The organism is Fodinicola feengrottensis (genome assembly GCF_010993775.1).
Lineage (GTDB): Bacteria > Actinomycetota > Actinomycetes > Mycobacteriales > HKI-0501 > Fodinicola > Fodinicola feengrottensis.
Map to the genome: position 1 here is coordinate 39,998 of NZ_WOTO01000021.1, position 19,514 is coordinate 59,511.

Genomic DNA, 19,514 nt, shown 5'->3' on the forward strand with positions numbered 1-19,514 from the left:
TGGCGGTTTTTGTGGGGGTTTGCGCCCTAGTGGCCGGTTGTACGGCGGCCACACCGCCACTGCAACAGAGGGCTTCGGCTGGACGGGCGGTGCCAGCGACCGCTGAGCAGCGGCCACATCCGCGCTCGAAGGACTGCAACGACCGGGATCCGATCGGCAAGCCGGTCGGCACGACCGCGCTGCCCGACCTCCCGCATTTCGACAAGCCTCCGCGGCCCGAGCGGGTGCCGATCCGGCCGGACCCGGCCTGGCTCGGTGCCGGCCCGCCGCCGCAGGACAACAGCGGTGCGGTGGTCGTACGGGACATCCCGACCAAGCAGAAGGTCGTCTTCATCACGATCGACGATGGCGACAACCGAGACCCGCGCACCGAAGCGCTGCTGCGCAAGGCGAACGTGCCGGTGACGGTGTTCCTGATCGGCGCGGTCGCCAGCTGCGAGCCGGACTACTTCCGCCGGCTACAAGGCCTCGGCATACACCTGGAAGACCACACCGAACAGCACCCGAACATCGCCAAGGTGTTCGCCGGCCGACAGCGGCAGCAGATCTGCGGCATCCCGTCGAAGTATCAGCGGATGTTCGGGCATCGGCCGGGGCTGTTCCGGCCGCCGTTCGGCTACGACGCGTTCAACTCCACGACATTGCGGGTGCTGCCCACCTGCGGCCTGCACTACCTCGTGCTGTGGCAGGTCAACGTGCATGGCAACAACATCGTGCACCTGCGCCGCGGCGTCCGCCAGATCGAGCCAGGGGACATCATCCTGTTGCACTTTCAGGACAACTTCGTGGTCGGCTTCGCGAAAGTCCTGGAGGCGGTCAAGCAGGCCGGGCTGACTCCGGCGGTCCTGCAGGACTACCTGCCGGCCGACGGCTCGGTGATCGCGCCATCGGCCAAGGAGAAGCCGGGCATCAGCCGGCTGACCGAGCCGGTGGTCAACGACACCAGCTCATCCGACTCGGACTGATTGTCCGACGACTTCTCATAAATAGCGGGCGGGGGCCGAAGGCGCGAAGGACCTGCGCCTCGGCGTCGTCCAGGTAACGCCGGAGCAGGCTCTCAGCTCGGATCAGATCGCCGTGCCCGAGCGCTTCCAAGATCGCTGGATGCCTGGCCAGATAGGGCTCGTGATACATCCGTGGGTCTTCCATGGCCGCGTACGCCAGCCGGAACTCGGCCATCAGCTGGCGCATGATCTCGTCCACCCGCTCGCTGTGGGTCAACCCCACCAGGGCCTGGTGGAAGCGAATGCTGGCCGCCGCGACATCCCGCCAGCGCTGCTCGCGGGCGGCGATCCGGCCGGTCTCGATCGCCGCTCGCATGTCGCGCAGCACCACGACTGGCACCTCCTGCGCCTCCCGGATCGCGGCGCATTCGATCAACCGGCGGGTCCGGTAGATGTCGACGACATCGGAAGCGGTCAGCTCTCGTACGAAAACGCCGCGGTTCAGTTCGTGCACCACCAGACGTTCGCGTTGCAACTGCGCAAAAGCCTCGCGCAGCGTGCTCCTGGACACCCGTAACGCCGTGCACATGTGTTCTTCGACAAGCTGGCTGCCGGGCCGGATGACGCCTTCCACGATCTGCTCGCGGATCGCGGCGGCGACCCGGCTCGCGGTGCTCTCGCGGTCGTAGGCCGCCCGCATCTCGGCGATCTGCCGGATCGACAGCGAGCTGTTGTTCCCGATCATGGCCCCATCCCAGTAGGTGGAACTCCTCCGATGATCGACACTCCTATTGTCTAATCGTCGGACGATCTATACCGTGCTCAGAGCCTAATCCATCGCAGCCGGAGGTCGCCGACCCATGTCCGCTGACGCTGCCCCGGCCGGCATCCGGACCGGGGTCGACATCGGCGGCACCTTCACCGATCTCGCCGCGGTCGATTCGACGGGCATCATTGCCGTACGGAAAGTCCTCACCACCACGGGAGAGCCAGCCCGGGGCATGGAGCAGGCGCTGCTCCAGAGTATCGGCAATCTGGGTGTCGAGGGGCAACGCGCATTACCCAGTTCGTGCATGGAACGACCCTCATTACCAACGCATTGATCGAGCGAACCGGTTCAGTCACCGCGTTGCTGACCACCGCCGGTTTTCGCGACGTGCTGGAGATGGCCCGCGAACATCGGTACGAACTCTACGATCTCATGCTCGAGCCACCCCGCCCGCTGGTGCCACGATATTTGCGTTTTGACGTGCCCGAACGGGTTTTGGCGGACGGTACGGTGGATCTGCCGCTGGACCGAATGCACGTGCAAATGCTCGCGCATGAGCTCGTCGAGCACGGTGTCGAAGCGGTCGCCATCTGTTTCCTGCACAGTTTTGCCAATCCTGACCACGAACAGGAAGCCGCGGCGATCCTCAAGGAAGCGGCGCCGGGCCTTCAGGTTTGCATTTCCAGTGACGTCGCACCGGAGATCCGGGAGTACGAGCGAGCGTCCACCACGGTCGCCAACGTCTACGTACGTGAACTGGCCGCACGCTATCTCGCTGACTTTCGCGACCGGACGGCGGCGGCCGGCGTCGGTCCGGCACCGCAGATCATGCTTTCCCACGGCGGATTGGCCACAGTGGACACCGCGGCCCGGTATCCGGTCCGGATGCTGGAGTCCGGACCGGCCGGCGGCGCCCTCGCGGCGGCCGCATTCGGCGCCGCGGCCGGTTGGCAGGACCTGCTCGCGTTCGACATGGGCGGCACCACTGCGAAACTCTGCGTTGTCCAGGAGGGCGTGCCGCTGGTCACCCACGCCTTTGAGGTCGACCGCCGCTACCGACTCCGAGCCGGCTCGGGGTTGCCGGTAAAAGTGCCGGTCATCGACATGATCGAGATCGGCGTGGGCGGCGGGTCATTGGCTCGTACGAACGCGCTCGGTTTACTAGCGGTGGGGCCGGAATCGGCCGGTTCGGCGCCTGGCCCCGCCTGCTACGGACACGGCGGCGAGCGACCCACGGTCACCGATGCCGATCTGTTGCTGGGATATCTCGACCCCAACTATTTTCTCGGCGGCGACATGCCGCTGCATCCGCGGGCCGCCGCGACCGCCGTACGGCGGCATGTCGGCGAACCGCTCGGACTGTCCATTGTGGACGCGGCTTGGGGCATCCACACGCTGGTGAATGAGGACATGGCCAACGCGGCTCGCGTCCACACTTGCGAGCGCGGCCAGGATCCGGCCCAGCTGCCACTGGTCGCCTTCGGCGGCGCCGGGCCGGTGCACGCGGCCGGGGGGTAGCCGCCGCGCTGCGATCCGATCCGGCGGGTGATCGTGCCGCCGGCCGCCGGGGTGATGAGCGCGGTCGGATTCCTGACCGCACCGATGGCTTTCGACTTCGCCCGCTCGGCCGGCGGGCCGGCTGACCGATTTCCGCCAAGCGGACGTGGAAGAGATCTTCACGTCGATGCGCTGTGAAGGTGAGCGACTGCTCGTCGACGCCAGCGTCGACCCGATGGCGATGAGCCATCAGCGGCTCGCGGACCTGCGCTACGCCGGTCAGGGAAGAGCGAGCTGCGAGTGCCGGTCCCGGCCGCCGGCCGATGGCCGGACGACCTTGTTTCGGCCTTCCAGCGCGAATACCAGCGGCGCTACGGCCGGGTCGGACCGGACGTACCAGTCGAGGTACTAACCTGGCGGGTGGTGGTCAGCGGACCACGGCCGCACCAACCGCTCACCCTGCGCGTCACGGCTTCTCCCAGCGCTGCCCAAAAGGGCAGCCGAGCTGCGTACTTTCCCGCTGCCGGAGGCTTTGTCGACACCCCAGTCTTTGATCGCTATCAGCTCGAAGCGGACTTCGCGGTGGACGGGCCGGCGCTGATCGAGGAACGCGAGTCGACCGTGGTGGTGCCGCCCGGCGCGCAGTGCACGGCGAGCGCGGACGGCTGCCTCCACCTGGAATGGCCGGCGCGATGAGCGTACCGATGACAATTATGGTGCCCATCGTGGCCAACCGGCTGACCGCCATCCTTGCCGAACAACAAAACGCCCTCGTCAACACCGCTTTCTCGCCGGTGGTAAGGGAATCCCTGGACCTGGCCTGCGCGGCCTTTGACTCCACCGGGCAGATGATGGCCCAGTCGGTCGGCGGGACTCCCGGGCATATCAACGCCATCGCCACCGGAATGGCCCATATCGCGGCGAAGTTCGGCCCCACCGAGCTGGTGCCCGGAGATGTGCTGATCACCAATGATCCTTGGATGACCGCTGGCCAAATCAACGACATCACGGTGGCTACCCCGGTTTTCCGCCGGGGGCGGCTGGTGGCGTGGTTCGCGAGTTGCTGCCACTCCCCCGACATCGGCGGCCGCATCCTGTCCGCGTCGGCGACCGAGATCTTCGAAGAGGGCCTGCGGCTGCCGATCATGAAAAACTCAGCCGGGCGGGTGAACTGAACGACGAGCTGATCGCCATCATTCGCGCGAACGTTCGTACGCCGGACGAGACGGTCGGCGACCTTTACGCCCAGATGGCCGGAAACGACGTCGGCGCGGCGAGCTTGTCGCGGCTGATGATGGACGAACTTGACCTGGACTCGCTCGACCCGGTGGCCGCGCAGATCATGGACCGTTCCGAGCGGGCGCTCGCGGAGGCGCTCCAAGCCACCGCTGACGGCACGTACCAAAGTGAGCTGCAGACCGACGGCTTCGACGGCCACCCACTCCGGCTGGCCGTCACCGTGACCATCGACGGCCGCCGCATCCTGCTGGATTTCGCCGGTAGCTCACCGCAAAGCCGGCACGGGGTCAACGTGGTGCTGAATTACACCCGCGCATACGCGTCTTTTGCCATCAAGGCCGCGATCGCCCCGGATGTGCCACACAACGCCGGCTCTTTTCGCCCGGTCGAAGTCACCGCACCGCCGGGTTCGGTGCTGAATTGCCTGCCGCCAGCCCCCGTCGCCTCCCGGCACCTCGTCGGCCATTTCCTGCCCAGCCTGATTTTCGCCGCCTTGACACAAGCGTTGCCTGGCCGCCTGCTCGCGCACGGCGCCGACGCGCTCTGGATGTGCGTCTGGCGCGGAGATCCCTTTACCCTGACCACTTTTCACGCCGGCGGCTCCGGTGCCCGGGCGATGAAGGATGGCCTCTCAGCGACCGGCTTCCCCACCGGCGTACGAGCCGCCCCCACCGAGGTCATCGAAGCCCTCACCCCTGTTCGCCAGCACCGCAGGGAACTGCGTACCGACTCCGGCGGTGCCGGAGCTTTTCGCGGTGGTTTGGGACAAACCTTGCAGGTGAGCTGCGGTACGTCGACCCTCTGGTCAGTCAACGCGAACGTCGATCGCCTGCGGTTCCCGGCCGCCGGTGCCGCCGGTGGCCAACCCGGCGCGACCGGCGCCCTGACCACCGGCGCCGGCGAAGCACTGCCCGCCAAACAGCTCGTTCCACTGGAACCGTCCGACGATGTGCTACTGGAAATGCCTGGCGGCGGCGGCGGCTTCGGCGACCCGTATACCCGTGACCCGCGGGCCGTGCTGATGGATGTCGTTAACGGGTATGTGTCCCTTGAGGCCGCACGGTCCGCCTACGGTGTCGCTGTCTCGTACGTCGGTACCGCCGGCGCCCTGGTCCGACCGCCCAGCAGCTATCTCCTGGACCTGGTGGAAACCGCGCGGTTGCGCGCAGAGTGATTCGGCCGGTTTTCCATGCCGGTCGAAAAGGTTGTCTCGCCATCAGGTCACCCATATGGTGCGCACCGGCGACAATCGGCGCCAGATAGCCAAAGGTCACTACAAGGGAATGACATTTGAGAGTCACATCGAATAACCGGGCCGGGCTGCTGGCCCTGACGGCCGCGGCCATGGTGCCGGCCCTGGTCGCGGCGATGGCCACCGGCGCGGCGGCCTCGAATGACGCCGCCGCCCGTACGGCCATCGCCGACGCCCCGCCCCACCGCCGCGGTCGCGGCCGATGACCGCGGCCAGAGCGACGCGGCCGCGCGCCGGTGGACGCGCGGGTTTACCTGACCGGCCGGGACCCGCGCGGGCTGACCAGCTTCGCCACGGCGGTGCCCGACCCGCACAGCCCAACCTTCAAGCACTACCTCAGCCCGACCCAGTTCGGCGCCCGGTTCGGGCCAACCGCCGACCAGGTGCGGGCCGTCCGGTCGTGGCTGTCGTCGACCGGCCTCACCGTCACTGGCGCGAACGAGCACTACCTGACAGTGCATGGCAGCACCTCCGCAACGCAGGCGGCTTTTGGTACGACACTGCACAACTTCGCCGCCAAGTCGGGCACCTATCGGGCGCCGACCGGGCCGGTGACCGTACCAGCCGCAATCGCCGCGGACGTGCTTTCGGTGACCGGCCTCGACACCGCACCGCACCGCGCCCAGCCCCACGACGCCACCCCCGGCCCAGAACCGGTAACCGTGCGAGCCGACCCGTGTTCGCAGTATTACGGCGAAAAGAAGGCGCCCGGATACCCGGCCGCGTACGGCTCAACCGGCAACTGGACGACCTGTGGATTCGGCCCGAAGGAGCTGCGCAAAGCGTACAACCTCGACCGTACGCGGCTGACCGGCCGCGGTGTCACCGTCGCCGTTGTCGACGCCTATGCCTCACCGACGATCGCCGCGGATTCCGACACGTATTACCGAGGCCACGGGATGGCCAGCTTCGGCGCCGGTCAGCTCACTCAGACCGTGCCCGCGCAATACACCGACGTGACCAATTGCGGCGGCAACATCTGGTACGACGAAGAGGCCATCGACATCCAGGCCGTACACACCATCGCGCCCGACGCCAAGGTCGCGTACATGGCGGCAGCGTCGTGCAATGATCCGGATTTCATTGATGTTTTCAACCAGATCCTGGACAACCACTCGGCCGACATCGTCAGCAACTCGTGGTCGACGGCGGTGGACGGCTCGCTGACGGCCTCGACCCGGGACGTGTACGAGCGGATTTTCCAGCAGGGCGCGGCCGAGGGCATCGGTTTCTATTTCGCTCCCGGCGACTGTGGTTACAACGACCCGAAAACCGGCTGCGGCGCCGGGTCGACCGGCGACCAGGGTCAGCTATCCCGGCGACTCCGTCTGGGCCACCGCGGTCGGCGGCACCTCGCTGGCCACCGGCCCGGACGGCCGGGAGAAGTTCCAGATCGGGTGGGGCACCCAAAAGTCCAAACTCTCCGCGGATCGCACCGCGTGGACGCCTGAGCCGGGCACCGGCTACCCGACCTCGTACGGGAGCGGCAGCGGCGGCGGGGGGTCAGCACGCTCTACGCGCAGCCCGCGTACCAGCGCCAGGTTGTCCCACCAGCACTGGCAAAACAGCTCCCGGACGGCGCCATCGCGGCCAAGCCGATGCGGGTCTCGCCGGATGTGGCGGCGGTCGCCGACAACAACACCGGCATACTGGTCGGCCAGAGCCAACTCTATCCAGACGGTTCGCTGCGATATCACGAAACCCGTTGGGGCGGCACCAGCCTGGCTACCCCGGTCTTCGCCGGAATCCAGGCCCTCGCCCAACAATCGGCCGGCACCGCGATTGGTTTCGCCAACCCACAGACTACACATCCGTTACGACACCCCGAATTTCGAGGACGTGACGGACACCCCGCTCGGCGCCAACAAGCTCCTCGGTGTCGTCCGCAACGACTACACCAACGTGCACGACCCGAGCAGCCCGATCGCGACCTCCCTGTTCACCTTCGGTCACAACGGCCCGCTGCACGCGACCGCCGGCTACGACGACGTCACGGGTGTCGGCGCCCCCTCAGCGAAATACGCCGACTCGTACTAACCACGCTCCAGCCCCTGGCCACAAAAGCTAGCGTTCAGTGACAATTCGACGCCTCGCTACTCGGCGCACCCGAGTTTTGTCCGCATGGGTGCGCCCAGCCTCGATCCACCGATTCGCGCGAAGAGCGTGCTCACCGGCTCGCCGCGTCGACGCGATGCGTGCGTTTGGCGCACGCATCGCGTCGATGCGGCCAGGGGACACCGAGCGTCGCGGAACCTCATATGGCCGATCCGGGTGGTGATCTCCGGAGAGCTTGGCGTGAGGGCGCCGCCGTTCTGTCACTACAGCCTCATCTGGAAATCAGCAGTCACATTCGTACCGTCGGTGGAATGGCGATCGTACGCAGGGTGACTTCACTGATGTGTGGATGTCGAGTCACGTGCGCCTAGTGCACGTAACTCGACATCGACGGCTTTGAGTCCACAGTGGATAGTCAAATTCCCATTGGGGACACTTCTCACGATTCACAGCATCTGTAGGAGCAACACACACTGTCCATCTGGTGGGATCGCCGCCAAACAATCGGAGCGCCGCCGCTGGGGCGAGCCACTCCAGCGCCCGCGGTCTCGAAATATCAGCGCCATGCTGCTGAGCCTTACTTCAGAGGCCCAACGTTCCCGCTCGCAAGAGTTGAACGCGCGCGCTCTATGTTTCGTTGGGATTATTGTGAAAGTATCCATTTCCTGATCACCCGTACGCGACCAAACTGTCGGTGCCGGCGGTAGAATTAATGTCATGGCCGCCGGCGATGACCTCACTGCTCCAGAGCTCTGGAGGTGTGACCCGGACGAGTTGGGTGAGTTGCTGCAGGAGAAAGAAAAAAGCGGTCCGGCTGCTGCAGGTCGAGGTGTTGGACATTGTCGCGGCGATCCACCGGGGAAACGTCGGCAAGACGCTCGGGCACCGCAACACCCTGGGCATGCTGCAAGACCTCCTGCGGCTGTCCCCCACAGAGGCATCCCGACGCTACAAACGAGCCCTGAACCTGTGCCCCAGCCAAGCCCTCACCGGCGAAACACTCGCACCCACACTCAGCATCGCGAGCCAAGCGATGCGCCGCGGGGAACTCGCCGACTCCCAAATCGACACGATTGTTGGGGTCGTGACCAGGCTCCCGGCCAGGGTAACCATCCAGGACCGTGAAGAAGCCGAAGCGTCGCTGGTGGAACACGCGAAACGGTACACCGCACCCGGCCTGGCCAAAGTCGGGCGACGCATCCATGACCACCTGGACCCCGACGGACCCGCGCCCTCCGAACACGAAAACGAGAAACCACGCCGCGAACAGTCCTTGCACACCGGGACAGATGGACGGCTGAACTTCAGTGGCTCGTTCGACGGTGAAACCGGCACTTTGTTCAGTGAAATTCTGAGCCCACTGGCCAAACCCCGCCCCGCTGAGAATGGCACCCCTGATCAGCGGTCAGTGTCCGAGCGCAACGGCGACGCGTTAGCGGAAGCGTTGAATCTGATCGCGGACTCCGGGAAACTCCCGATTCAGGGTGCCGAGCGGCCGCATCTCACCATCACCATGAGCTGGGACATGCTGCGGGAACGGCTCGGTGTCGCTTATCCGCACAGTGGCGCACCGATTTCCCCAGAGGGCGTCCGCCGGCTTGCGTGTGACGCGGATATTATTCCGATGGTGCTGGGAAGCGACAGCGTACCGCTGGACGTCGGACGCAACGAACGACTCATCACACCAGCCCTACGCAAAGCACTCATAGCGCGAGACAAAGGCTGCGCCCGATGCGGCCACCCCGCTGGACGAGGGGGCACCACGTGCAGCACTGGGCCGATGGTGGGCATACTTGCCTTGAAAATTGCGTGCTCCTGTGCGACCGGTGCCATCGTTTGGTGCACCACGGCGGCTGGGACGTACGCATCGTCGACGGAATCGTTGAATTCCTACCGCCCGCGTACGTTGACCGCGAACGAAGACCCATCCGCGGCATCAACCAACTCGCCGCATAGGAAAACCCACCCGGCCGCCGGGCACCACCACCCGGCGGCCCACGACCCTGCCCAAGCCATCGCCCCATTCTTCTCAGCAGACCCGAACCCGAGAACCACCGACAAACAGCGCCAAATTTAGCAGCGATACTGGTGGTGACAGGTGCAAGTTGTTAGGACAGCAACGTCAACACAGTGGGAACGCAGCGTAGAAGACTCGCTGCCCGGGCGAAGACGGGTGCCGAGGACGTTATCTCGTCGAACCCGGCTCGGTCGAGCCGCAAGACGCCTGCCGGTAACGAGCAGAATCCGCAGCTTGAATGAATCCCTGGAGGGCGCCGGCGGCATATTCGTTGGGAAGTCCGGAGGTAAATTCATGTCATCGAGCCGACTTGGACAGGTCCCTCGCTGGTTCAGTACACGCGCCTTTACGAGCGCATCGTACGATTGATCAGCCAGAATCTCCAATGACGCCTGGATATCGTCATTTCTCAAAAATTAGCCACCGACAATCGCTCACGTGACGCCGATGCCACCCACCTGGATGCGGATCTCCACTGAGGCCCGAGCAGTTCCGATTGTCTGACAGCATCCAAACTCTGGGAACCTGTCAGTTACATCCGGATCATAATTCCGGCGCGCTCGTGATCGCCACCGCGCCGGGCGCGGTCTGCCGAATGGTCTGGCCGGCACCTGATCAGCGAGGGTGCGACGGTACGGACTTTGGGTGCCATGCGGACGTCAATCTGGGGAGTGAGGGCTACGGAGAGTAGTTGGCATGCATTTCCCACCCGCGGCGCGGGACCTTATCACCCAGTGTTGTCATCGCGCTACGGGTTGACGCGACTGAGCGACGGCGCCAAGATGAGAATGAGTTTCATGTCCATCTGACCGTTCTGCACCGAAGGGACCCACCCATGTCACTGACCGTCTCCCCGGAACTCCTTGAACGCGCCACCGCCGGGCCGGTGGACGACGCGGATTTCGTTGCCTGCATCAAGGAATCCCTGCCGTACGCCTACCGTACGGTGGCACGGGTAGCCGACGATCTGGCCAGCGGGAAGACGGCTGAGGGTCGCCCGTTCGCCGACAACCAGGTGGAGCCGCCGACCGAGCAGGATCGCGGGGCAACTGCTGCGCGCCATGGCGAGCGACTCGATCCGGGCCGCGCTGGAGCGGCATTTCGGGATTCGGCTGGCCTTCCAGAACTGCCACCGGGTGGCCGCCGCCCCCGACCGACGCGGCCGCCGATGAGGCCCTGAAGACCTTCACGTCCGTACGCGCGCAGCTGCTCAACCAGTCCCCTGAGCTAGTGAACTGCTAACAGCCAGACCCGGCCGCTGTGAGGATCCGACAGACCTCGTCGGAGCCGGTGCAGTCGGCCGGGTCGAGGGTAGCCGCCCGGGCCGCCAGCTGTTCGAGTTCGACCTGCGCGGCCCGCAGTTGCGCGATGCGGTCCGCGATCTCCACCAGATGCGCGTCGATGAGTGCCACCACGTGCGCGCACGGCGACGCACCAGCATCGTGGATGCCCAGTACGCCGGTGATCTCCGCGAGCGTGAGTCCGGCGGCTTGGGCCGTACGAACGAAGCGGAGCCGCGAGAGGGCGGCCACTGGGTAGTCGCGATACCCGGCCGAGGTCCGCGCCGGTGCCGGCAACAACCCGATCTGCTCGTAATAGCGCACAGTTTTCGCCGTCACTCCACAACCTTCGGCGAGCTCTCCGATCCGCATGTCCGCAACGATAGCGGCTTGACCTTCCAGTCAGCTGGAAGGTTTACCGTCAGGCGGACTAAGGAGGATCGCGATGGAGCTTCGCGTACTGGCCGTCTCGGAGTGCCCCCACGTGGCGCTGCTCGACGAGCGTCTTCGCCTCGTGGCGCCCGACGCACCCATCACTCACGAGGTGATCGACGCCCCGGCCCGAGCGGCCGCGGCCGGCATGTACGGGTCGCCGACCTTGTTGGTCGACGGCATCGACCCGTTCGCCGAGCCCGGCCAACGACCGAGCGTGTCGTGCCGGCTCTATCCGGACGGGAACGGCGATTTCCAAGGCGCACCAACGATCGACCAGCTCCGGGCCGCATTGACCAAAACGCTGCTGACCAAGACGCTGCTGCCGCCTGCTCTGCGTACGGTCCTGGCCACCGATCGCCGGCTCGCGCCGCCGCCGCTTCGGACCGCGCAACAGGCGATTCTGCGGGCATTCGCGACGACCGGCCAGCCGCCGGACATGCCGCCGGAGGTCCTCGAAGCGCTGCACGAGGGCGATTTCATTCGGCTCGACGACCAGCGGCGGTCGTCGCCGCCTATCCGTTTTCCGGAGTGCCCACTCGACACCAAGTGGCCCTCGCCGGCGGAGTACGGGTCTACGCTATGTGTGCGATCGACGCGCTCGGGATGCCTCCGATGCTTGGCGTGGACGCGACGATCTCGTCAGCCGATCCAACCGATGGCCAGCCGATCACTGTCGAGTTTCGGGGCGGGCGTACGACCTGGGAGCCGGCGACGGCCGCGGTGGTGGTCGTCGTTCCGACCGTGGATGGCCCAGCGGCCGATATTTGCTGTCCACTGCTCGACTTCTTCGCCAGCCGTACGGCCGCACAGGCCTGGGTGGACAAGAATCCCGGCCAGCCGGCGGTCGTTTTGACGGCAGCCCAAGCGGAACGTACGGGACGAGAGATTTTCCAGCCGCTGTTGACAAAACGACAACACCGACGGCCGTCCATAGTGGACGACCGCCGGCGGAGGTGAATCAGGCCTCGACTGACTTTCGGGCCGGCGTACGACTGAGCACCGCCAGCCCGACGGCGACCGCGGCGGCCGCTGGGATCGGATCGGAGCGAGCAGCAGCGGCGTGGCCGTCGGAGTGAATCCGGCCAGCATGATGCCCAGCAGGCCGCCGGCGATCAGCAGGGTGGCGACGGTGGCCCGCACCGGGCCGACGGCGTCGGGTATACGCGGCATCCGGATGCTTTCCAGCCGGCCGAAAACGCGTACCAATGGGTAGAGCAAGGCGGCCAGCAGGCCGAGCCACAGCGGCGCGGTCAGCCACCAGGTGATGCTCAGCGGAGCCGGAGTGTTGATATGCAGCGCGATCACACAGATCCCGGCGCCCACCATCAGGGCTGTCATATGCCAGATATACACGGTCATCATCCGGTCACTGACGGCGCTGATGAGCCGGTCCACCAATCGTTTCTCCGCCAGTGCCAGCAAAGCCGGCCGCAGGGCCAACGCCAGCGCCAGCAGCCCGACGCACTGGGCCAACAGGCACAGCGTGGGTGGCGCCTGGTTCGACGCTCCCACGCGCCGGGCAGAGCCAACATCATCACCGGGTACGGCCCGAAGGTCACCATCGCGGCCACCGTCGCGTACGCACCGGCGGCGACGGCCGCGGCACGTTTCGGGGTGAGGAAACCCAACTGGCCGTTGGCGTACATAATACCGAGCTGGTGGATCAGCAGCCAGACGAAAATGAAGTTGGCGTAACCAAAAGAATCAGATACGGCGAGTCGCAGAATTTCCACGATCACCGCGCCGGCCAACATCCGCCAAGGGCGAGCAAAGGCCGACGAGCCGCCATCTTTTCCGCCACCGGAGTGCACACGACGCACATCAGGTAAACCGGCAGGAACCACAGCACGCGGGCCACCCAGAAGGTCGCCTCCGTCACCGGACCGGCCGGCGCGCCGAGCATTTCCAACAGGTACGGCAGCGGAATCCAGACGGCGGCGACCGCCAGCACCGGGAAACTCAGCCGGCCCAGCCGAACCGAAAGCCACGAGGACGCGGTTTTCGTACGCCGCCGCGCCGATCGCCAGCTGACCACGTTGGCCGCGCCACCGGCGAAGAAAAACAGCGGCATGATCTGGCTGATCCAGGTCACCAACTGAGCGCCGGGAGTCTGCAACGCACTGCTGACCAGGGTTTGCCCGTCGCGGAACTGCATCACCGGCATCGCCCAGTGCTGCAGGACAACCGCCGCGATCGCCAGCACCCTGATCAGGTCGATGAATCGGTCCCGGCCGCCGAGCGGGATACCGGTCGGGGCAGCGGACCAGCGGGACGCCGGATGAGCCGGCGCGGCTGCGATGGTGGCTGGTGTTGTCATGCCCAGAAAACTATGGGCGACCGACCCGAACCGGCGTCCCGCGAGCGGGAGCGATCTTTCCTCACCCCTACGCGCTACCCAGGACCATCCTCAGGTATCGCACCGCTCGCGTGGCTAGGGCGTGTCTCCTCATTCCAGGTGGATGAGGGTCGAGATCCAAGCGTCGTCCTGCGAGTGCCGGGCGGTCGCGCTCATACCTCTGTCGTATGGGTGTGATCGTCCGGTGCTCGCAGGACGGCGCTTGGGCTCGGCCCTCGCCGCCTGGAATGAGGAGACGCGCCCTAGTCCTAGGCGAGTAGGCCGCGTACCAGCCGGGTGAGCGCCCAGTTGTAGTCGGACTGCTGCTGGTTCGCATCGAGCAGGTCGCCGACGGTCAGGTTCCACAATGCCCGCTCGGCCTTGGAAACCTGCGCCGCGGCGAGGCCGGCCTCAGCCAGCAACGCCCGGTTGTGCTTGCCGAGCGCGTCCGAGCCAAAGGCACGTACGCGTCCCTCCGCGGCGATCCGCACCACCCAGCGGTGCGCGGCGAGATGGTCGCGGGTGAGCCGCCACTGCCGGATCAACCGCTGCTCAATGGCACCGCGGCTGGAGGCCAGCGGATAGCTGTCGGCGAATCCGTCTACCAACAACTGAAGCAACTCGTCCCGGTCGACAATGTGCCGGTAGAGCGAGGCCTGGCCGGTGTTCACCTCGTGGGCCACCCGGCGCAAGGTCAACGCGCGCTCAGCCCCTCGGTGTCCACCAACCGCCGGGATGCTTCCAGAATCGCCGGGAGGTTCAAAGTCCGCGGCGGGGCACTGCGTATCTGCATCCCAGCACTGTAACGATGGTCAGCAAATCGGACATAGCCAAAGTGTTCGCGAACGATGTTCGCGTTGGCCTGGGGAGGACATTTCGGTGTTTCGGACGTCCTATCTTTAGGAAAAACTACGGAGGGTGTCTTACCGAGTGACTATATTCCGGCCAGAAAGGCATCGACCTCGGCCGCGGCCGGCGCGGTCGCCGGGCCATATCTGGTCACCGCGAGGGCGGCCACCGCGTTCGCCCGCCGGACCGCCTCGTACGAGCCAAGGCCAGCCAGCAAGCCGGCCACGAACGCACCGACGTGGGCATCGCCGGCGCCATTCGTATCCACTGTGGACACCCGGTTTCCGGGCACCAGCAAGGGCGGGCGACCGGCCTCGACCAGCACGCAGCCGCGGCCGGCCGGCCCGGTGCGTACGATCACGCCGGCCCGGCCGGTTTCGCCGGCCAACGCCACCGCCGCCTCGACCGGTGCCTGGATACCGGTGGAAAGGGTCGCCTCTCGCTGGTTGCAACTCCACCAATCGGCGCGCTGGTAAACCGGCCGCAACACCTCGTCGGCGATATCGGCGACCAGCGGTCCAGGATCGACGATCACCCTCGCCAGCGGGTCCACTTTCGGCAGCCACCCGGCCAGCGCGGGCCCATTGTGCTGAGCGATCAATCCGTATCCCGACACGTAGACAACATCGCCGGGAAAGATCTCGATTCTTTCCAGGTGCTCGGTGTCCAGCCGGCTCTCAGCACCCAATGACGTGGCGAAACTCCGCTCGCCGGCCGGATCGACCAGCGCCACGTCATAGCCGGTGTCCGCGCCTTCGTACGTCCCCTGCAGCAGCTCGATACCATTGTTTTCCAGCTCTTTGCGGGTCATGTCCCCAAACGGCCCGGTGCCGCAGAGTCCGGCGTACGCGACCGGACAGCCCTGCCGACGAGCGCTGACCATCACATTCAGCCCGCCGCCGGGGGTGATCTCGCTGCGGGTCGCGAGCACGTCACCGCCGCGCTCGGGAAATGCCGGCACATGCATCACGATGTCGACGACAACCGAGCCGACATGCACCAGCCGAGGGAGCGCGGTCACAGCGCCTCCTTTTCTCATCCTGACCGGACAGGGTCAGGGCGATCGCAATCTTAGCGAGCGATAGGTCACTCTGGTGATCCCGCTCGACTATCGTGCGGCGAGCTGACTTCCGTAGGCGCTGATCTCGTCGAGGAAGAGCCAGTCGGCCTGGTCGCCGCCGGTTTTGCTGACGGCGATCCGGATGTGGTCGGCCGTCGTGTCGGGGAAGGCGATCTCGTACCACTGGCCGGTTGCCCACGTCGCGGCTCCTCGATATTGGTAGGAGCCGCCATTCGTACTGGTGTAGACGTCGACCCGGTCCGGCGCGTAGTTGTGTTTTTTCCATCCTCGAATCTCGCGACCCTGACGAGATTCACATCCCGGACCGCCGGCAGCGCGATATCGACCGTGACCGGTTCCGCGGTCAGGTATTGGACGACAAAACCGAATCCGTCACCGTCGCCGTAGCCACCGGCGATGACTCCATCGGTCGCCTCGTGACCATCGGTGTCGGGATAACCGGGATCAGGCTCCTCCGACATCGTGTAAGCGGCTCCTTGCACGATATTCACGGCCTCGCCGGCTGGCGGCGCGTACGCCTCGATTTCGTCGAGGAAGAGCCAGTCGGCCAGGTCGCCACCGTTCTTGCTGAAAGTCACCCGCAAATAGCGTGTCGCGGATGGTGGGAAGGTCAGGTCGTACCAGAGCCCGTCCGCTTTCCCGACGCTGCCTTTCTGCGTGTAGGCCTGGTTGTCGGTGCTGGTGGAGACGACGACGGAGTCCGGATCGTAATGCTCTTCATAATTCTGGTAGCGGTGTATTCGTACGCTTCCCAGCGTTCTCAGCGCTTCCAGGTCGATGGTGACGGTCGCGGTGAAACTACCGCTGGTGCCAACGTGATAGCCGTACGACCGACGGTCGTCGTAGTGGCCGGCCAACACGCCGTCGGTAGAGAATCCGAGGTCTGGGTAGGCCGCATCCGGGTCCGGCTCGTCGTAGTACTTGCCGCCGGCCAGGTTTTGGCTGGCCAGGTACGAGCCGCCGACCTGCACGTCATTGATCACGCATCCGGTCGTTGGGCAGTTGCTGGCAGCGATGCGTACGTACCGAGCCTTGCCGTTGATTCCGGCGAAAGTGTCACCGCCGCCGGCGGAAGTCGTGGCGTACGCGTCGGCCCAGTCCGTGCCGTTGTAGGAAAGCTGGATCTTGTACGACTTCGCGAAGCCACTCCCCCAGGTGAGCTGTATCGCGTCCACCTGTGCCTGTTCGCGGAGATCGAGCTGCCACCACTGGGATCCCCCCGCCGCCGACTTCCAGCCCGTCGACGCGTCGCTGTCGATGGCGTTGCCCGCGCCGGATCCGGCGGCACTCGTCGACGCGGATGCCACCGACGCGATGGTCAGGTTAGCAACAAAAGTGCGGCCACCAGCCGCCGCGGCGACCAACGCGTTGTGCATTCGACTGACAAAACCGGTGTCCTCGTTGTAGCGGGTCGCGCTGGTGACCAGGGCGGCACTGATCGCTTGGGCAAGTGCCGGTTTCGTCTGCCCGACAATTCGCAGCAGTTCCCAGTCCTGGATGCCGTCGCGCAGCGACTCCAACCGGATCGTCGGCTTGATGGTGTGATGGTCCTTGTCCGGTTTGACAATCCAGCCGTCGCCCTTGGAATCCTGCCCGCCATCGCCGTTCATCGGGTAGTCCCACGCGTCGTACGCCCAGTGCAGATAGCCAGTCGCGCCGGTTTGGTACGCGTACCACATCATTTCCCGCTGCGAATAGACCGGCTGGTCGATGAGCCTGTTGAGATATGACCCGGTCGGAATGTTGCAGGTGTAGAGCCAGAACGGTTTTCCCGAATGGGTGTAGTAGTCGGCGTGGTCGCTCGTCAGGTTGAGGTTCGGAATGAGAATGTTCCGTTTGTCGGCGACGGCCTCCATCGGCGACTGCACGTTGTTCGTGTCGGCGATCCGGACCTGCGGCCAGATGGCGTGAATCGTGTCGGCGGCGGCGCGGTAGCGGGACACCTGGTCGTCGGTGATCTCGTCAGCGATGTGCACCCAGAACTTGTCCTCCCATCCCTTCGCGCGTACGTGATCCCGCAAGGACGTGAGGAACTGGGTGTTCCATCGCTTCACCGTAGCGGTGTCCGATCCCACGTAGTCACGGCTTCGACTGGTCGGGGTGCCGGTGATGATCTCGGTTTTGGCTCCCGTGTCACCATAAATCTCGTAGAACCACCAGAATCCCTCGATCTGGTTGATCGCGTGGTCCCTGTCCATAAAGCGCTCGATGACCTGATCCACCAAGGTCCAGTTGAAATGGTAGGTGGCGCCATCCTGGTACGAGCCACCGTCGACCAGGAGCGTAACCAACGGCACCGAAAGGCTGTTTTCGCGGTACGCACGCATGGAAGCGGCGACATTGTCCATCAGCGACCACCACCCGTCACTGTATTTGTCTATGCCGTATTCCTTCTTGATCGGGTCCTGGGTGTTGTCCGGGCTCAGGAATCCGAGCATGTTCATCCACATGGCCGTGGTGAAGGTGCTCTGGTTGGAATCGGGAATGGTCACATTGCGAACGTCCACAGTGACCGGCACGTTGGAGCTTCCCACGTCGGTGACAACTGTGGCCGTACCGGTATAAACTCCAGCGGGTGTGGCGGCCGGGACGTAAGCCCGAATCCAGATCGGCATCGTCTGGTTGGCCGGCACAGCGGTCGACGCGTCGTTGGACAGCGCGTCCGGAAAGTCACCCGGAGCGGTCCGGATCGGATTGTCCAACGGCCAGTTCTCGAATCCGGCGCGACTGTTTTCGTCCAGATGCTCGAATTCGACGAACTGGTACGCCAGATTCGCGGCGGCGAGGACGTTGCCGCCGCTGCTGAGGTCGCCGAAACTCACCTTCTGAATAGTGAAGTTCGAGCTTTTGCGGATGGCGATCTGCGCGGCCTCGTATTCGTTCTTGGCCATCGTCAGGTCGACCGCGGTCGCCGAACCAGGTGCCGGAAGGCTGTCCTGGAAAACGTTGACTGACGAGTTTTCGGTCCAGACACTGGTGACTGGCACGGCCGCTGCCAGGCTCGGACCGGCGACGCCCACCGTTCCCACCACGGCCGCGGCCACACTGATCATCGCTAACAACCTAAGGGCAGACATCGATTTCTCCCGTCGCCGAGAAGCGAGTTGTGCGGGATGAGAGGGCAGGTCAGTCGCGTACGCGTGAGCTCTGCAGGGAATCCAGCCGCGGCCCGTCCGGCTGGGGCAGGTGGCCGCGGATGACGCCCTCGAACTCGAAACCGGCCTTCTCGATCACTCGAAGACTGCATTGTTCGCCACCGCGGCACTGACCTCCAGCCGGCCGATCGCCGGCACAGTCATCGCCCAGTCGGCGGCCAGCCGCGCGGCCCGGGCGGCGTAACCGCGGCCGCGAAAAGCCGGATGGATCATGTAGCCAAGAGCGGCGATGCCCATATCCGGCACCGCCATACCGACGGTGCAATCACCACACGCCGAGCCGGTGGCCGTTTCCACGACGGTGAAATGCGCTGCCTGCCCAGTCAAAAGATCTCCGGGCGCCCGACGGATCTCCTCCCGCGCACGCTCCAGGGTCTGGTCGGCCGGCTGGTTCAGCCAACGGCGGGTCTGCGGATCCCGCCAGCACTCGACAAGGCTCTGGGCGTCGGCCTCTCGCTGCGGCCGGATCGTCACCATGCCATCCGTCAGTCCCTCGACCGGCGGAACAGGGAGCAGCCGTACGCCCGGACCAGGCCGGTCGCCGGACAGCCGCCTCCACACGAAAACGTCACCACGGACTCCGTTCGGCGCTGCACCCGGTCGTAT

The 19,514-nt window shown here is 65.5% G+C and carries 25 protein-coding genes; 14 read left to right on the forward strand and 11 right to left on the reverse strand.

From position 1 onward, the window contains the following. The first annotated feature begins 89 nt into the window (after positions 1-89). Positions 90-965, forward strand: coding sequence for a polysaccharide deacetylase family protein (locus tag GNX96_RS20210; protein ID WP_163569284.1), 876 nt, complete (start codon positions 90-92; stop codon positions 963-965). Here GNX96_RS20210 and GNX96_RS20215 read toward each other — a convergent pair. Beyond that, positions 934-1,689, reverse strand: coding sequence for a GntR family transcriptional regulator (locus GNX96_RS20215; protein WP_163569285.1), 756 nt, complete (start codon positions 1,687-1,689; stop codon positions 934-936). The two genes, GNX96_RS20210 and GNX96_RS20215, sit on opposite strands and share 32 nt — an antisense overlap. A 115-nt stretch (positions 1,690-1,804) precedes the next feature. On the opposite strand from GNX96_RS20215, the gene GNX96_RS53460 reads away from it, so the two are divergent. From GNX96_RS53460 to GNX96_RS20235, 8 genes are all read left to right on the forward strand, one after another. Next, a complete protein-coding gene (locus GNX96_RS53460) occupies positions 1,805-2,047 on the forward strand; it encodes a hydantoinase/oxoprolinase N-terminal domain-containing protein (RefSeq protein WP_279580918.1) in 243 nt (80 codons plus the stop codon). After that, complete coding sequence (locus GNX96_RS53465) at positions 2,044-3,231, forward strand: hydantoinase/oxoprolinase family protein (RefSeq protein ID WP_279580919.1); 1,188 nt, start codon at positions 2,044-2,046, stop codon at positions 3,229-3,231. The genes GNX96_RS53460 and GNX96_RS53465 overlap by 4 nt, the downstream gene beginning before the upstream one ends. Positions 3,232-3,258: 27 nt before the next feature. Next, on the forward strand, positions 3,259-3,408 hold the full coding sequence (locus GNX96_RS53470) for a hypothetical protein (RefSeq protein WP_279580920.1): 150 nt from the start codon (positions 3,259-3,261) through the stop codon (positions 3,406-3,408). 102 nt (positions 3,409-3,510) lie between these two features. Beyond that, the gene (locus GNX96_RS53475) at positions 3,511-3,906 is read left to right on the forward strand and encodes a hypothetical protein (protein ID WP_279580921.1); all 396 of its coding nucleotides are present in this window, start codon (positions 3,511-3,513) and stop codon (positions 3,904-3,906) included. Beyond that, positions 3,903-4,385, forward strand: coding sequence for a hydantoinase B/oxoprolinase family protein (locus tag GNX96_RS53480; protein ID WP_279580922.1), 483 nt, complete (start codon positions 3,903-3,905; stop codon positions 4,383-4,385). The genes GNX96_RS53475 and GNX96_RS53480 overlap by 4 nt, the downstream gene beginning before the upstream one ends. Beyond that, entirely contained in the window at positions 4,271-5,623 is a 1,353-nt protein-coding gene (locus GNX96_RS20225) for a hydantoinase B/oxoprolinase family protein (RefSeq protein WP_279580923.1), read from the forward strand. Before GNX96_RS53480 ends, GNX96_RS20225 begins: the two co-directional genes overlap by 115 nt. Before the next feature lie 116 nt (positions 5,624-5,739). After that, positions 5,740-5,907 (forward strand): hypothetical protein, encoded by a 168-nt coding sequence (locus tag GNX96_RS20230; RefSeq protein ID WP_163569286.1) that lies wholly within the window; start codon positions 5,740-5,742, stop codon positions 5,905-5,907. A gap of 30 nt (positions 5,908-5,937) precedes the next feature. Beyond that, the gene (locus tag GNX96_RS20235) at positions 5,938-7,152 is read left to right on the forward strand and encodes a S53 family peptidase (RefSeq protein WP_163569287.1); all 1,215 of its coding nucleotides are present in this window, start codon (positions 5,938-5,940) and stop codon (positions 7,150-7,152) included. A gap of 12 nt (positions 7,153-7,164) precedes the next feature. Here the strand turns inward: GNX96_RS20235 and GNX96_RS20240 are convergent, their stop codons facing one another. Continuing rightward, entirely contained in the window at positions 7,165-7,368 is a 204-nt protein-coding gene (locus GNX96_RS20240) for a hypothetical protein (RefSeq protein ID WP_163569288.1), read from the reverse strand. Between the two features lie 172 nt (positions 7,369-7,540). Here GNX96_RS20240 and GNX96_RS20245 point away from each other — a divergent pair, with 172 nt between their 5' ends. From GNX96_RS20245 to GNX96_RS64210, 4 genes are all read left to right on the forward strand, one after another. Further along, positions 7,541-7,738, forward strand: coding sequence for a hypothetical protein (locus tag GNX96_RS20245; RefSeq protein WP_163569289.1), 198 nt, complete (start codon positions 7,541-7,543; stop codon positions 7,736-7,738). A gap of 778 nt (positions 7,739-8,516) precedes the next feature. Further along, positions 8,517-9,833 (forward strand): DUF222 domain-containing protein, encoded by a 1,317-nt coding sequence (locus GNX96_RS20250; protein ID WP_279580924.1) that lies wholly within the window; start codon positions 8,517-8,519, stop codon positions 9,831-9,833. A gap of 775 nt (positions 9,834-10,608) precedes the next feature. Next, positions 10,609-10,953 (forward strand): SCO5389 family protein, encoded by a 345-nt coding sequence (locus GNX96_RS67275; RefSeq protein WP_279580925.1) that lies wholly within the window; start codon positions 10,609-10,611, stop codon positions 10,951-10,953. Then, positions 10,950-11,015: a hypothetical protein gene (locus GNX96_RS64210; protein WP_390624083.1), complete on the forward strand. Its 66-nt coding sequence runs from the start codon at positions 10,950-10,952 to the stop codon at positions 11,013-11,015. Before GNX96_RS67275 ends, GNX96_RS64210 begins: the two co-directional genes overlap by 4 nt. Here the strand turns inward: GNX96_RS64210 and GNX96_RS20260 are convergent. Together GNX96_RS20260 and GNX96_RS53485 are read right to left on the reverse strand one after the other, a co-directional pair. Beyond that, positions 11,012-11,425: a heavy metal-responsive transcriptional regulator gene (locus tag GNX96_RS20260; RefSeq protein ID WP_163569291.1), complete on the reverse strand. Its 414-nt coding sequence runs from the start codon at positions 11,423-11,425 to the stop codon at positions 11,012-11,014. The genes GNX96_RS64210 and GNX96_RS20260 overlap by 4 nt on opposite strands. Before the next feature lie 58 nt (positions 11,426-11,483). Next, on the reverse strand, positions 11,484-11,954 hold the full coding sequence (locus GNX96_RS53485; RefSeq protein WP_279580926.1) for a hypothetical protein: 471 nt from the start codon (positions 11,952-11,954) through the stop codon (positions 11,484-11,486). Positions 11,955-12,067: 113 nt separating this feature from the next. Here GNX96_RS53485 and merB point away from each other — a divergent pair, with 113 nt between their 5' ends. Continuing rightward, complete coding sequence (merB, locus tag GNX96_RS53490; RefSeq protein WP_279580964.1) at positions 12,068-12,445, forward strand: organomercurial lyase; 378 nt, start codon at positions 12,068-12,070, stop codon at positions 12,443-12,445. Position 12,446: 1 nt separating this feature from the next. On the opposite strand, the gene GNX96_RS20270 is transcribed toward merB, so the two are convergent. The 7 genes from GNX96_RS20270 to GNX96_RS20300 all read right to left on the reverse strand — a co-directional run bounded on the left by GNX96_RS20270 (position 12,447) and on the right by GNX96_RS20300 (position 19,469). Then, complete coding sequence (locus GNX96_RS20270; protein ID WP_163569292.1) at positions 12,447-12,746, reverse strand: hypothetical protein; 300 nt, start codon at positions 12,744-12,746, stop codon at positions 12,447-12,449. Between the two features lie 100 nt (positions 12,747-12,846). Next, a complete protein-coding gene (locus GNX96_RS20275; RefSeq protein ID WP_279580927.1) occupies positions 12,847-13,221 on the reverse strand; it encodes a hypothetical protein in 375 nt (124 codons plus the stop codon). Positions 13,222-13,223: 2 nt separating this feature from the next. Then, entirely contained in the window at positions 13,224-13,805 is a 582-nt protein-coding gene (locus tag GNX96_RS20280) for an acyltransferase family protein (RefSeq protein WP_163569294.1), read from the reverse strand. Between the two features lie 287 nt (positions 13,806-14,092). Further along, the gene (locus GNX96_RS20285; RefSeq protein WP_279580928.1) at positions 14,093-14,521 is read right to left on the reverse strand and encodes a hypothetical protein; all 429 of its coding nucleotides are present in this window, start codon (positions 14,519-14,521) and stop codon (positions 14,093-14,095) included. 236 nt (positions 14,522-14,757) lie between these two features. Continuing rightward, complete coding sequence (locus GNX96_RS20290) at positions 14,758-15,693, reverse strand: PfkB family carbohydrate kinase (protein ID WP_279580929.1); 936 nt, start codon at positions 15,691-15,693, stop codon at positions 14,758-14,760. A gap of 65 nt (positions 15,694-15,758) precedes the next feature. Next, complete coding sequence (locus GNX96_RS20295; protein ID WP_163569297.1) at positions 15,759-18,806, reverse strand: glycoside hydrolase domain-containing protein; 3,048 nt, start codon at positions 18,804-18,806, stop codon at positions 15,759-15,761. A 177-nt stretch (positions 18,807-18,983) separates the two neighbouring features. After that, a complete protein-coding gene (locus GNX96_RS20300; protein WP_163569298.1) occupies positions 18,984-19,469 on the reverse strand; it encodes a GNAT family N-acetyltransferase in 486 nt (161 codons plus the stop codon). Between the last annotated feature and the right edge of the window lie 45 nt (positions 19,470-19,514).